The organism is Mycobacterium sp. DL592 (assembly GCF_011694515.1).
Classification (GTDB): Bacteria; Actinomycetota; Actinomycetes; order Mycobacteriales; family Mycobacteriaceae; genus Mycobacterium.
In genome coordinates, this window is the sequence record NZ_CP050192.1 from 900,124 (window position 1) to 913,140 (window position 13,017).

Annotated in this window: 11 protein-coding genes; 8 read left to right on the forward strand and 3 right to left on the reverse strand. The window is 69.0% G+C overall.

The window, feature by feature from the left end:
* Genes HBE64_RS04425 through HBE64_RS04435 form a run of 3 tightly spaced genes read left to right on the forward strand, consistent with a single transcriptional unit; the run spans position 1 to position 5,241 of the window.
* Positions 1-594 (forward strand): TetR/AcrR family transcriptional regulator, encoded by a 594-nt coding sequence (locus HBE64_RS04425; protein ID WP_167108661.1) that lies wholly within the window; start codon positions 1-3, stop codon positions 592-594.
* Positions 595-649: 55 nt separating this feature from the next.
* Positions 650-4,330: a transcription-repair coupling factor gene (mfd, locus tag HBE64_RS04430; RefSeq protein WP_167098217.1), complete on the forward strand. Its 3,681-nt coding sequence runs from the start codon at positions 650-652 to the stop codon at positions 4,328-4,330.
* The gene (locus tag HBE64_RS04435; RefSeq protein WP_167098220.1) at positions 4,327-5,241 is read left to right on the forward strand and encodes a nucleoside triphosphate pyrophosphohydrolase; all 915 of its coding nucleotides are present in this window, start codon (positions 4,327-4,329) and stop codon (positions 5,239-5,241) included. Before mfd ends, HBE64_RS04435 begins: the two co-directional genes overlap by 4 nt.
* Position 5,242: 1 nt before the next feature.
* On the opposite strand, the gene efeB is transcribed toward HBE64_RS04435, so the two are convergent.
* Genes efeB through efeU form a run of 3 tightly spaced genes read right to left on the reverse strand, consistent with a single transcriptional unit; the run spans position 5,243 to position 8,617 of the window.
* Positions 5,243-6,553 carry an iron uptake transporter deferrochelatase/peroxidase subunit gene (gene efeB, locus HBE64_RS04440; protein WP_167098223.1) on the reverse strand — a complete coding sequence of 437 codons (1,311 nt, stop codon included), beginning with the start codon at positions 6,551-6,553 and terminating at the stop codon, positions 5,243-5,245.
* Entirely contained in the window at positions 6,534-7,697 is a 1,164-nt protein-coding gene (gene efeO, locus HBE64_RS04445; protein WP_371744167.1) for an iron uptake system protein EfeO, read from the reverse strand. The genes efeB and efeO overlap by 20 nt, the downstream gene beginning before the upstream one ends.
* Entirely contained in the window at positions 7,697-8,617 is a 921-nt protein-coding gene (gene efeU / locus HBE64_RS04450) for an iron uptake transporter permease EfeU (RefSeq protein WP_167098226.1), read from the reverse strand. The genes efeO and efeU overlap by 1 nt, the downstream gene beginning before the upstream one ends.
* Before the next feature lie 176 nt (positions 8,618-8,793).
* Here efeU and HBE64_RS04455 point away from each other — a divergent pair, with 176 nt between their 5' ends.
* The 5 genes from HBE64_RS04455 (at position 8,794) to HBE64_RS04475 (ending at position 13,015) form a co-directional block, all read left to right on the forward strand.
* On the forward strand, positions 8,794-9,522 hold the full coding sequence (locus tag HBE64_RS04455) for a lytic transglycosylase domain-containing protein (protein ID WP_167098229.1): 729 nt from the start codon (positions 8,794-8,796) through the stop codon (positions 9,520-9,522).
* A gap of 106 nt (positions 9,523-9,628) precedes the next feature.
* Positions 9,629-10,915, forward strand: coding sequence for a phosphopyruvate hydratase (gene eno / locus HBE64_RS04460; protein WP_167108667.1), 1,287 nt, complete (start codon positions 9,629-9,631; stop codon positions 10,913-10,915).
* A gap of 15 nt (positions 10,916-10,930) precedes the next feature.
* Positions 10,931-11,593, forward strand: coding sequence for a septum formation initiator family protein (locus tag HBE64_RS04465; RefSeq protein WP_167098232.1), 663 nt, complete (start codon positions 10,931-10,933; stop codon positions 11,591-11,593).
* Entirely contained in the window at positions 11,586-12,077 is a 492-nt protein-coding gene (locus HBE64_RS04470; protein ID WP_208300564.1) for a DUF501 domain-containing protein, read from the forward strand. Before HBE64_RS04465 ends, HBE64_RS04470 begins: the two co-directional genes overlap by 8 nt.
* Positions 12,074-13,015 (forward strand): Ppx/GppA phosphatase family protein, encoded by a 942-nt coding sequence (locus HBE64_RS04475; protein WP_167098238.1) that lies wholly within the window; start codon positions 12,074-12,076, stop codon positions 13,013-13,015. The genes HBE64_RS04470 and HBE64_RS04475 overlap by 4 nt, the downstream gene beginning before the upstream one ends.
* Positions 13,016-13,017: the final 2 nt, after the last annotated feature.

The following is a 13,017-nucleotide window of genomic DNA, read 5'->3' on the forward strand; positions in this document are numbered from 1 at the left end:
ATGACGGGCACCGAGCGGCGCCGTCAGCTGATCGACATCGCCCGGTCGCTGTTTGCCGAGCGCGGCTACGAAGGCACCTCCATCGAGGAGATCGCCCAGCGGGCCAACGTCTCCAAACCGGTGGTCTACGAACATTTCGGCGGCAAAGAGGGCCTCTACGCGGTGGTCGTCGACCGCGAGATGTCGGCCCTGCTCGACGGGATCACCTCGTCGCTGACCAACAACCGCTCCCGGGTGCGCGTCGAACGGGTGGCGCTGGCGTTGCTGACCTACGTCGAGGAGCGCACCGACGGGTTCCGGATCCTGATCCGTGACTCGCCCGCGGCGATCAGTTCGGGCACCTACTCCAGCCTGCTCAACGACGCCGTCAACCAGGTGTCCTCGATCCTGGCCGGCGATTTCTCCCGCCGCGGGCTGGACCCCGAACTGGCGCCGCTGTACGCCCAGGCGCTCGTCGGCTCGGTGTCGATGACGGCCCAGTGGTGGCTCGACACCCGTGAACCGAAGAAGGAAGTAGTGGCCGCGCATCTGGTCAACCTGATGTGGAACGGGCTCACCCACCTCGAGGCCGACCCGCAGCTGGAAGCCGACTAGTCGAATCAAGGCCCGCCGCAACGTCTTCGGCGCGACGGCATAGAATGGTCGCATCATGACCGCACCGGGGCACCAGTATGTCCAGACCCCGATCGCGGGTCTGGTCGAATTGGCGCTCAGCGCGCCGGACTTCACCGATTTGGCGCAGCGCGCCGCGGAGCGTCCCGCTGAACTCGCGTTGGTCGGCCCGGCCAGCGCCAAGCTCTACACCGCGTGCGCACTGGCCCGCGGCGGTCCGTTGCTGGCGGTCACCGCCACCGGCCGTGAGGCCGACGACCTGATTGCCGAGCTGCGCGGGGTGTACGGCGACTCGGCGGCCCTGTTCCCGTCCTGGGAGACGCTCCCGCACGAACGGCTCTCGCCCGGGGTCGACACCGTCGGCGCCCGGCTGATGCTGCTGCGCCGGCTGGCCCACCCCGACGACGCCCGGCTGGGCCCGCCGCTGAAGGTGGTGGTGACCACGGTGCGCTCGCTGCTGCAGCCGATGGCCCCGGATGTGGCCGATATCGAACCGGTGGTGCTCAAGGCCGGAGCCGCCGGGCCGGCGACCTCAGGCAGTGGCGTGGAGCTGGACTTCGACGCCCTGGTGGCGCGCCTGGTCGAGCTGGCCTACACCCGGGTCGACATGGTCGGCAAGCGCGGCGAGTTCGCCGTCCGCGGCGGCATCCTCGACCTGTTCCCGCCGACCGCCGAGCACCCGGTGCGCGTCGAGTTCTGGGGCGACGAGGTCAGCGAGATCAGGATGTTCGCGGTGGCCGACCAGCGTTCGATCCCCGAGATCGACGTCGACACCGTGGTCGCGATGCCGTGCCGCGAGCTGCTGCTCACCGACGAGGTGCGGGCGCGGGCGGCCAAGCTCGTCGAGGGCCGGCCGCGCGGCGACGACAACCGGGTCAACGGAAGCGTCGGGGACATGCTTGCCAAGCTGGCCGAGGGTATCTCCGTCGACGGTATGGAGGCATTGGCGCCGGTGCTGCGCCCCGACGAGCTGACCCTGCTCATCGACCATCTGCCCAAGGGCACGCCGCTGCTGGTGTGCGACCCGGAGAAGGTGCGCACCCGCGGGGCCGACCTGATCAAGACCGGCCGGGAGTTCCTGGAGGCGGCGTGGTCGGTGGCCGCCATCGGCGGTGATGCGCCCATCGACCTCGAGCAACTGGGCGGCTCGGGATTCCGCGAACTCGCCGAGGTCCGTGCGGCGGCCGCGGCGGGCGGCCATCCGTGGTGGACGTTGAGCCAGCTGGCCGACGAGCAGGCGATCGAACTCGACGTGCGGGCCTCGCCGACCGCGCGCGGGCAGCAGAGCAACGTCGACGAGATCTTCGCGATGCTGCGCGCCCACGTGCTCACCGGCGGGTTCGCCTCCGTCGTCGCACCGGGCACCGGCACCGCGCACCGCGTCGTCGAACAGCTCGCCGAGCGCGACATCCCGGCTGGGATGCTGGAACCGGGCCAGGCGCCCAAGGCCGGTGTGGTGGGTGTGTTGCGGGGTCCGCTGCACGACGGCATCGTGGTGCCCGGCGCCAACCTGGTGGTGATCACCGAGACCGATCTGACCGGCAACCGCGTCAACGCCACCGACGGTAAACGGCTGGCGGCCAAGCGCCGCAACACCGTTGACCCGCTGGCGCTCACCGCAGGCGATCTGGTGGTCCACGATCAGCACGGCATCGGCCGGTTCGTGGAGATGGTGGAGCGCACCGTCGGCGGCGCCCGCCGCGAGTATCTGGTGCTGGAGTACGCCTCGAGCAAGCGCGGTCAGGCCGCCGACCGGCTCTATGTTCCGATGGACTCCCTCGATCAGCTGTCCCGCTATGTCGGCGGCCAGGAGCCCAGCCTGAGCAAGCTGGGCGGCAGCGACTGGACCAACACGAAAACCAAGGCGCGCAAGGCGGTTCGCGAGATCGCCAGCGAGCTCGTCGCGCTCTACGCCAAGCGGCAGGCCGCGCCCGGGCATGCGTTCGGTCCCGACACTCCGTGGCAGGCCGAGATGGAAGACGCCTTCGGGTTCACCGAGACCATCGACCAGTTGACCGCCATCCAGGAGGTCAAGAACGATATGGAGAAGCCGGTCCCGATGGACCGGGTGATCTGTGGTGACGTCGGCTACGGCAAGACCGAGATCGCGGTGCGGGCGGCGTTCAAGGCGGTCCAGGACGGAAAGCAGGTGGCGGTGCTGGTGCCCACCACGCTGCTGGCCGACCAGCATCTGCAGACCTTCACCGAACGGATGGCCGGTTTTCCTGTGACGGTCAAAGGACTTTCGCGATTCACCGACCCGGCCGAGTCGCGCAAGGTCATCGAGGGCATGGCCGACGGCAGTGTCGACATCGTCATCGGTACCCACCGGCTGCTGCAGACCGCGGTGCGCTGGAAAGACCTCGGCCTGGTGGTGGTCGACGAGGAACAGCGCTTCGGGGTGGAGCACAAGGAGCACATCAAGAGCCTGCGCACCCACGTCGACGTACTGACCATGAGCGCCACCCCGATTCCGCGAACCCTGGAGATGAGCCTGGCCGGCATCCGCGAGATGTCGACGATCCTCACCCCGCCCGAGGAGCGCTACCCGGTGCTCACCTATGTCGGCCGGCACGACGACAAGCAGGTGGCCGCCGCGCTGCGTCGCGAGCTGCTGCGCGACGGGCAGGCGTTCTACATCCACAACCGGGTCAGCAGCATCGACGCGGCCGCTGCGCGGGTCAAGGAACTGGTGCCCGAGGCGCGGGTGGTGGTGGCCCACGGCCAGATGCCCGAGGAACAACTCGAGCGCACCGTCGAAGGGTTCTGGAACCGCGAGTTCGACATCCTGGTCTGCACCACCATCGTCGAGACCGGCCTGGACATCTCGAACGCGAACACCCTGATCGTCGAGCGCGCCGACACCTTCGGGCTGTCCCAACTGCATCAGCTGCGCGGGCGGGTGGGCCGCAGCCGTGAGCGTGGCTACGCCTACTTCCTGTACCCCGGGGAGACGCCGCTCACCGAGACGGCCTATGACCGGCTGGCCACTATCGCGCAGAACAACGAACTGGGCGCGGGTATGGCAGTTGCATTGAAGGACTTGGAGATTCGCGGCGCGGGCAACGTGCTGGGCGCCGAGCAGTCCGGGCACGTCGCGGGGGTGGGGTTCGACCTGTACGTGCGGCTGGTGGGCGAGGCCGTCGAGGCCTACCGGGCGGCGGCCGACGGCAAGACGGTGACCACCGCCGAGGAGCCTAAGGATGTCCGGCTCGACCTGCCGGTGGATGCGAACCTGCCGCCGGAGTACATCGCCAGCGACCGGCTGCGTCTGGAGGCCTACCGCAGGCTGGCCGGCGCTGGTGACGACGCCGCGGTGGCCGCGGTGGTCGAGGAGTTTGTGGACCGCTACGGCCCGCTGCCCGAGCCCGCCCAGCGGCTGGTGGCCGTCGCGCGGCTGCGGCTGCTGTGCCGCCAGCACGGGGTCACCGAGGTGGCCGCCACCGGAACCGGTTCTCCGACAACGCTTCGCCTCTCACCGCTGACGCTGCTCGACTCGGCTCAGCTGCGCCTCAAGCGGGTCTACCCCGGTGCGAACTACCGCGCGACGACCTCGACTGTGCAGGTGCCGATTCCGCGGGCGGGCAGCGGCGTGGGTGCACCGCGCATCCGCGACCTGGAGTTGGTGCAGATGGTCGCCGACCTGCTGCTCGCCCTCGACGGCCGCCCGCAGGGTGAAGTTGACATCACGACGTTCGCGCCGGCGGCCCAGCGGTGACCGTCATCCTGGTGGATCCGCGGCGTCCGTCGCTGGTGCCCGTGGAGGCGGTCGAATTGCTTAGCGGGGACGTCCAATACACCGAAGAGCTGCCGATCAAGGTGCCGTGGTCGCTGCCGTCGGCGCGGCCGGTGCTCACCGGTGAGAACGCCGCGGTGCTGCTGTCCTCGGACCGCGAACACCCGGCCGTGCGGGCCCGGCTGGCCGCCGGCGAACGGCTGATCGCCGTCGCCGACCCGCAGCGTGGCGAGCGCCTGGTCGATGCGGTGGCGGTGATGGACCGGCTGCGCACCACAGGACCGTGGGAGGGCGAGCAGACGCACGACTCGTTGCGCCGCTACCTGCTGGAGGAGACCTACGAGCTGTTCGACGCGGTCCGCGGCGGCAATCTCGAGGAACTGCGCGACGAACTGGGCGACATCCTGTTGCAGGTGCTGTTCCACGCACGGATCGCCGAAGAGGCCTCCGAGCAAGCCTTTTCGATCGACGACGTGGCCGATGCGCTGGTGCGCAAGCTCGGCAACCGGGTGCCCGCGGTGCTGGCCGGTGAGTCCATCTCGCTGGAGGACCAGTTGGCACAGTGGGAGCAGCGCAAGGCCCTGGAGAAGAGTGCCCGCGGATCGTGCGTGGACGACATCCCGACGGCCGCGCCCGCCCTGTTGCTGGCGCAGAAGGTGATCGCCCGGGTGCGCAACGCGGGGCTGCCCGCCGATCTGATCCCGCCGGCGGTCACCTCCGTGACGGTGGACGCCGACACCGACGCCGAGAACGAATTGCGCACCGCGGTACTGGATTTCATGGACACCGTTCGCGACGTCGAGCGGGCCGTCGCCGCCACCCGCGGTGAGCTCGGCGGCGCGGCCAGTGCGCCCACCGAGGAGCAGTGGCGGGAACACTGGCCGTCGGCCTGACTCAGCCCAGCAGCGTCGAACCCCAGTAGTCGCCGTCTCGCAGCCCCGGCGGGACCGCGAAGATCGCACTGCCGTTGTGGGTGATGTACTCGTTGAGAGCGTCGTGACGGGCCAGTTCGGTCTGCATCGGGATGAACTGGGTCGCCGGGTTGCGCATGAACGCGATGAAGAAAAGTCCGGCGTCCAGATGCCCGAATCCGTCGGAGCCGTCAGTGAAGTTGTAGCCGCGGCGCAGGATCTGGATACCACCCAGGTGTTGCTGGGATGCCAGCCGTACGTGGGCATTGCGGTCGATCAGCGGCTCGTTCTTGTCGTCGACGATGTCGAAGTTGAGCTCCTCGAACTCCTGCTTGAGCCCGTTGGGCGCACCGCTGCCCTTCTGCCTGCCGATCACCCGCTCCTGCTCGAGAAGGGTTGTGCGGTCCCATGCTTCGATGCGCATCCGGATCCGGCGGCTCACCATGTAGCTGCCGCCGGTCAGCCAGTCCGGTCCGTCGCCCTTGGCCACCCACACCTGCTGGTTGAGGACGTCGGTGTCCTCCGCCTTGATGTTGGCGGTTCCGTCCTTGAATCCGAACAGGTTTCGCGGTGTGGACTGCCCGCGGGTGGTCGACGAGGTGCGGCCGAACCCGAGCTGCGAGTAGCGCACTGCCACCGTGCCGAACCCGACGCGGGCCAGGTTGCGGATGGCGTGCACGGCGACCTGTGGGTCGTTGGCGCAGGCCTGCACCACGATGTCGCCGCCGCAGCGCGCCGGGTCCATCGTCTCGTTGGGGAACTTCGGCAGGTTCTCCAGCAGCGCGGGCTTCTGTGCGGCGATGCCGAACCTGTCCTTGCCGTCCTTGAGGAAGAACGATGGCCCGAAGCCGATGGTCAATGTCAGCTGGGATGCGGGGAGCCCCAGCGCCTCACCGGTATCCGACGGCGGCGCATAGGGATTGAGCCCGATGGCGCCGTCGTGGACGGCCTCGTCGCCGGCGGTCATCCGCTCGGCCATGCCGGTCCACTCTTTGAGCATCGCCACCAGGTCGGCTCGCGAGTCGGTGGTGACGTCGAAGGTGGCGAAGTGCATCCGGTCCTGGGCGGGGGTGACGATGCCGGCCTGGTGCTCACCGCGGAACGGAACCGGTTTGTCCAGTCCGCCGGTGGCGGCGTCGGCGGCTGAGGCCCGCCCGGCCAGCGCACCGGCGCCGGCCGCCCCGACCACCGCCGCGGTGACGCCGGCGGCGCCGAACAGCTTGCGCCGGGACAGTCCGGAGCGTTGCGGCGTTTCGGCGGCGGCGGTGTCAGGGTTACTGGGGAGCGATGACACCCTGCACCTGACTTACCTCCTTGCCCAGCGCGTCGATGGCGCGGGACAGTTCCTGACGCTGGGGCTCGGTGACGGTGTCGAAGAACACGAAACCATCGCCCTTGCGGTACTTGGCCAGCAGCGCCTCGACATCGGAGAAGCCCTTGTCGACGCGCTTGCCCAGTTCGGCGTCGCGCTCGTCGAGGATCGGGCGCACCGAGGCGACCGCGGTCTGTGAGCCGTCGACGTTGGCCTGGAAGTCCCACAGGTCGGTGTGGCTGAAGATGTCCTCTTCACCGCTGATCTTGCTCTTGCTGATCTCATCGAGCAGACCCTGTGCGCCACCGGCGATCTGGGTCGAGTCGATGGTCCAGCCCGGTGCCTTGACGCCATCGTTGAGTTCCTTGACGTCGGCCACCAGCTGGTCGGCGACGGCGTTGGTGTCGGGTTGCAGGCCGCTGACCCACAGGTCCTTCTCCAGGCGGTGGAAACCGGTCCACTTCTGGCCGGGCGCCAGGTCGGCCTCGCGCAGGTCGATGCGGGGGTCCAGATCGTCCGGGAACGACTCGGCCACCGGCTCGATGCGCTCGTAGTAGGTGCGCGTGGTGGGGTAGAGCGACTTGGCCTTGGCGACGTCGCCGGCCTTGATCGCCGCGGCGAACGCCTCGGTGGCCGGAACCAGGGCCTCGGTCTGGCTGGTCACGTAACGCTTGTAGCTGTCGGAGGCTTCCTTGAACTTGCCTTCGGTGTCGACCTGCACCGCGTTGCCGGTGACCTTGAAATCGCCGCGGATGCCGTCGCCGATCATGCCGGGCTTGCAGGCGGTCTGGTAGGTGCCGGGCTGGCCGAGCTGGACGACGAGCTTGCGCTGCAGGCCGGGGGAGATGTTCTCCACTTCACCCATCACCCGCTCGCCCTCGCCGTAGACGTAGAACTCGGTGACCTTGGTGCCGTTGTTGGTGATCACGAAGGTGCTCGGACCCGTGGTGGCCTCGGTGCCCGACAGGGTGCACGCGGTGTCGGAGGCGTCGACGGTGATCTGCTTGGCCGTGGAGCCGGAATCGGCGGGGGTCGATTCCTTGGCGGTGCAGCCGGCCAGCGACACACCGGCGAGGATCGCTGCAGTCACGGCGAGGCCGGACTTGGAGGGGACGACGGACAGGATCACGAAGCGGACCTTTCGGGTTGGTGAGGGGTTTGCTCTGACGGGTCGGAGCTGGGGGAGTTCTGGGCCGGGGCCGCCGGGGTGACGGTCGTGGGACGCAGGAACACGGTCAGGACGAGTGCCAGATAGGCGACCCAGGCGATGAGCTGCAGCACGGTCGGGGTGGGGGTGATGTTGAAGACGCCCTGGATGATTTCGCCGTACCAGGACGACCAGTTGAACCAGGACGTGATGTCGAAGGCCTTGGCGCCAAGACCGGGCAGCCAGCCGACGGTCTGCAACGCCCCGACGCCGTAGGACAGGATGCCGGCCGCGACGACGATCAGGAATGCGCCGGTGTATTTGAAGAACTTGGCCAGGTTGATCCGGACCGCGCCCGCGTACATGCCGAAGGCGATCGCGGCTGCGGCGGCGACGCCGACGAGCAGGCCCAGCAGCGGCCACGCGGTTTCGGCCTCGGCGTAGCCGACCATGAACAGCGCGGTTTCGAAGCCCTCTCGGCCGACGGCGAGAAAGGCCAGCATGAAGACCGCGGCTGCCCCGGTTTCCAGGGCGCGTGACATTCCGGCCCGCAGTTCACCGGACAACCCGGCGGAGGCCTTGCGCATCCACAGCACCATCGAGGTGACGATGGCGACGGCCACCAGGGACGCGACGCCGGCGATCGCCTCAGCGGCCAGGTCCTTGATCGTGTAGGTGCCGTATTGGATCACCAGGAACACCCCGACGGTCATCGCGACGGCGGCGGCCACCCCCAGCCACACCCATTTGAGAGCGTCCCGGCGTTGCGATTTCACCAGGAACGCCACCAGGACCATCACCACGATTCCGGCCTCGAGGCCTTCGCGGAGGCCGATCAGGCCGCTGCCGAACAGTTGCGCGGGAACCGTCGGGGCCGCGGCGGCGAATGACGTGTTCATCGGCAGGTCCTCATGACTTTCTGATTGGGCAGCTAAGGCTTACCAAATGAAGGCTCGGCTTACCTTAGCAGGTGGGTGGTAAGCAAGTTACCGCTGCGATCTTTGGCTTTGCTAGGGACCAACGGCCCTAAACCCGTGGGACGATGTGGGAGCTGGAAATCGGTTCGAGGAGTTCTGTGTCGTCATCGCGTTGGGTGCGGGCTGGCGTCGTCGTCGCGACAGCCGCGCTGTTGCTTGCCGCGAGCTGTTCGTGGCAGCTGGGCACCCCCATCCCCGAGGGGGTACCGCCGCCCGCCGGCGATCCGGTGCCCGCGATCGATACCCACGCCAAGGGCAGGCCCGCCGACCAGCTGCACCAGTGGGCTGCCGAGCGGGCCCCGGCTCTCGGCATCCCGATCCAGGCCCTGGAGGCCTACGCCTACGCCGCGCGGGTGGCCGAGGTGGAGAACCCGAACTGTCATCTGGCGTGGACGACGCTGGCCGGTATCGGGATGGTGGAAAGCCACCACGGCACTTACCACGGCGCGACGATCGCCCCCAACGGCGACGTCAGCCCGCCGATCCGCGGAGTGCGACTCGATGGCACCAACGGCAACCTCGAGATCGTCGACTCCGAGGAGACGATGGACGGCGACCCGGTGTACGCCAGGGCCATGGGCCCCATGCAGTTCATCCCCGAAACCTGGCGGCTCTACGGCGTCGACGCCAACAACGACGGGGTGATCAGCCCGGACAACTTCGACGACGCCGCGCTCTCAGCGGCCGGCTACCTCTGCTTCCGCGGGAAAGACCTGGCCACGCCCCGCGGCTGGATGAATGCCCTGCACGCCTACAACCACTCCGACCAGTACGCCCGCACCGTGCGGGACTGGGCGACGGCCTACGCGCAAGGACACCCGCTCTAACACGGCTTCCGGTTCACCGACCATCTAGGCTATGACCCGTCAGTGGGCCACCAGCCCTCAGCCGGACGAGGACGTTCGTCGCACACCACGACGCAAGGAGAAGCCAGTGCCCATCATCGAGCAGGTTGCGGCCCGCGAGATCCTCGACTCACGCGGTAATCCGACCGTCGAGGTCGAAGTGGCCCTGATCGACGGCACCTTCGCCCGCGCCGCCGTCCCCTCAGGTGCCTCCACCGGTGAGCACGAGGCCGTCGAACTGCGCGACGGCGCCGCCCGCTACGGCGGCAAGGGCGTCGAGAAGGCCGTCGAGGCGGTCCTCGACGAGATCGCCCCGGCCGTCATCGGGCTCAACGCCGACGACCAGCGGCTGATCGACCAGGCACTGCTGGACCTCGACGGCACCCCGGACAAGTCGCGGCTGGGCGCCAACGCGATCCTCGGCGTCTCGCTGGCGGTGGCCAAGGCCGCCGCCGACAGCGCCGGCCTGCCGTTCTTCCGCTACATCGGCGGGCCGAACGCCCACATCCTGCCGGTGCCGATGATGAACATCCTCAACGGCGGCGCGCACGCCGACACCGGCGTCGACGTCCAGGAGTTCATGGTCGCCCCGATCGGCGCGCCGAGCTTCAAGGAAGCGCTGCGCTGGGGAGCCGAGGTCTACCACTCGCTCAAGGCGGTCCTCAAGAAGCAGGGTCTGGCCACCGGCCTGGGCGACGAGGGCGGCTTCGCCCCCGATGTCGCCGGCACCAAGGCCGCCCTGGACCTGATCAGCTCGGCCATCGAGGCCACCGGCTTCAAGCTGGGCACTGACGTCGCGCTTGCGCTGGACGTGGCGGCCACCGAGTTCTACACCGCGGGAACCGGCTACAGCTTCGAGAAGGAGACCCGGACCGCCGAGCAGATGACGCAGTTCTACGCCGAACTGCTCGAGGCGTATCCGCTGGTGTCCATCGAGGACCCGCTGTCGGAGGACGACTGGGACGGCTGGGTCGAGTTGACCACCGCGATCGGTGACCGGGTGCAGATCGTCGGCGACGACCTGTTCGTCACCAACCCCGAGCGTCTGGAAGAGGGCATCGAGCGGGGCGCGGCCAACGCTCTGCTGGTGAAGGTCAACCAGATCGGCACGCTCACCGAGACGCTGGACGCGGTGGCGCTGGCCCACAACAGCGGCTACCGCACGATGATGAGCCACCGCAGCGGCGAGACCGAGGACACCACGATCGCCGACCTCGCGGTGGCCGTCGGCAGCGGCCAGATCAAGACCGGTGCGCCGGCCCGCAGCGAGCGGGTGGCCAAGTACAACCAGCTGCTGCGCATCGAGGAAGCCCTCGGCGACGCGGCCCGCTACGCAGGCGACCTGGCCTTCCCACGGTTCGTGGCAGGCGAGTAGGACTCGAAAGAGACTGTGGCGGAAAGCAAGCGGCCTGACCCGAAGCGACGCTCCCCGGCCTCTCGGCCGGGGGCGTCGAGTCGGCCCCGCCCTCGCACCACCTCCGCCGCCAAGCGTGAGCCGCGGCCGCAGCAGGCCGAGCCCACCGCGCACAGTGTCACCGAGCCGATGCGTCGTGCGATCGCCGCGTCAACCGAGCAACGCAACGAACAGCGGCTGGGTTTCACCGCCCGCCGGGCCGCGATCCTGGCCGCGGTGGTGTGCGTGCTGACACTGACGATCGCCGGGCCGGTGCGCACCTATTTCGCCCAGCGCACCGAGATGAAGCAGCTCGCTGCCACCGAGGCCATGCTGCGTCAGCAGATCTCCGAGCTGGAGTCGCAGAAGCAGAAGCTGGCCGACCCGGTGTACATCGCCGCCCAGGCCCGCGAGCGGCTGGGTTTCGTGATGCCAGGCGACATTCCGTACCAGGTTCAGTTGCCGGCGGGAGCGGTGCCGGCCCCGGGGGCGGCACCGCAGACTGAGGCCGTGCGCAGTAACGACCCCTGGTATACCGCGTTGTGGCACACCATTGCCGATGCGCCGCACGGGCCGCCGCCCGCGCCCGTCGCGCCCACCGATCCGAACCTTCCGCCGCCGCCTCCGCCGGAGCCGGTCCCGGTGCCTCCCGGTGGTTGATCCCGCCGACCTCGATGCGGTGGCCCGCCAGCTCGGGCGTGAGCCGCGCGGCGTGCTCGAGGTCGCCTACCGATGCCCCAATGGTGAACCGGCAGTGGTGAAGACGGCGCCGCGGCTACCGGACGGGACGCCGTTCCCGACGTTGTTCTACCTGACCCATCCGGCGTTGACCGCCGCGGCCAGCAGGCTGGAGTCCGAGGGGCTGATGCGCTCGATGACTGAGACGCTGAACGCCGACCCGGAGATCGCCGCGGCCTACCGGCGCGCCCACGAGTCGTATCTGGCCGAGCGGGATGCGATCGAGCCGCTGGGCACGGAGTTCTCCGGCGGTGGGATGCCCGACCGGGTCAAGTGTCTGCACGTGCTGATCGCGCATTCGCTGGCAAAAGGCCGCGGGGTCAACCCCTTTGGCGACGAGGCGCTGGCGGTGCTGGCCGCCGAGCCGGCAATGGCGGGAATTCTGGTGAAGGAGGAGTGGACGTGACCCGGGTGGCGGCGATCGACTGCGGTACGAACTCGATCCGGCTGTTGATCGCCGACCGTGCCGAGGGTCGGCTGCGCGACCTGCACCGTGAGATGCGGATCGTGCGGCTGGGCCAAGGTGTCGACGCCACTGGACAATTCGCGCCCGAGGCGTTGGCGCGGACTCGTGCCGCGCTGCTGGACTACGCCGCCCTGCTGGAACGGTTCGAGGTCGCCAAGGTGCGGATGGTGGCGACGTCGGCGACCCGCGATGCGGCCAACCGCGACGTGTTCTTCCAGATGACCGCGGAGGTGCTTGGCGCAGTGGTACCCGGCGCAATCGCCGAGGTGATCACCGGTACCGAGGAGGCGGCGTTGTCGTTCAACGGCGCGGTCGGTGAATTGGTTGCTGATGCAGCGCCTTTCGTGGTCGTCGACCTCGGCGGCGGATCGACAGAGGTGGTGCTGGGCGACGCCGGTGGGGTGCAGGCCTCGTTCTCGGCCGATATCGGGTGTGTGCGGTTGACCGAACGGTGCCTGCACTCCGATCCGCCCACGCCTGCCGAGGTGGCCGCTGCGCGCGAGGTGGTCCGGGAGCGTCTGGGCGAGGCGCTGCGGGTAGTGCCCGTGGAGAAGGCCAGGACGTGGGTGGGGGTGGCCGGGACGTTCACCACGCTGGCGGCGCTGGCTCAGAACATGACCACCTACGACTCCGACGCGATTCATCTGTCGCGGGTGTCGTTCGACCAGCTGCTGCCGGTGTGCGATCAGCTGATCGCGATGACCCGCAAGCAGCGGGCCGCGCTCGGGCCGATGCACGAGGGGCGCGTCGACGTCATCGGTGGCGGCTCGATCGTGGTCGAGGAACTGGCCGACGCGTTGGGCCGGCGGGCCGGGATCGACCGGTTGATCGTCAGCGAGCACGACATCCTCGACGGGATCGCGCTGTCGATCAGCTGAGT

What these genes read in the sequence shown, in the direction of transcription:
- HBE64_RS04425 (WP_167108661.1), top strand. Translation starts at nt 1, where the DNA reads ATGACGGGCACCGAGCGGCGCCGTCAGCTGATCGACATCGCCCGGTCG.
- mfd (WP_167098217.1), top strand. Translation starts at nt 650, where the DNA reads ATGACCGCACCGGGGCACCAGTATGTCCAGACCCCGATCGCGGGTCTG.
- efeU (WP_167098226.1), bottom strand. Translation starts at nt 8,617, where the DNA reads ATGAACACGTCATTCGCCGCCGCGGCCCCGACGGTTCCCGCGCAACTG.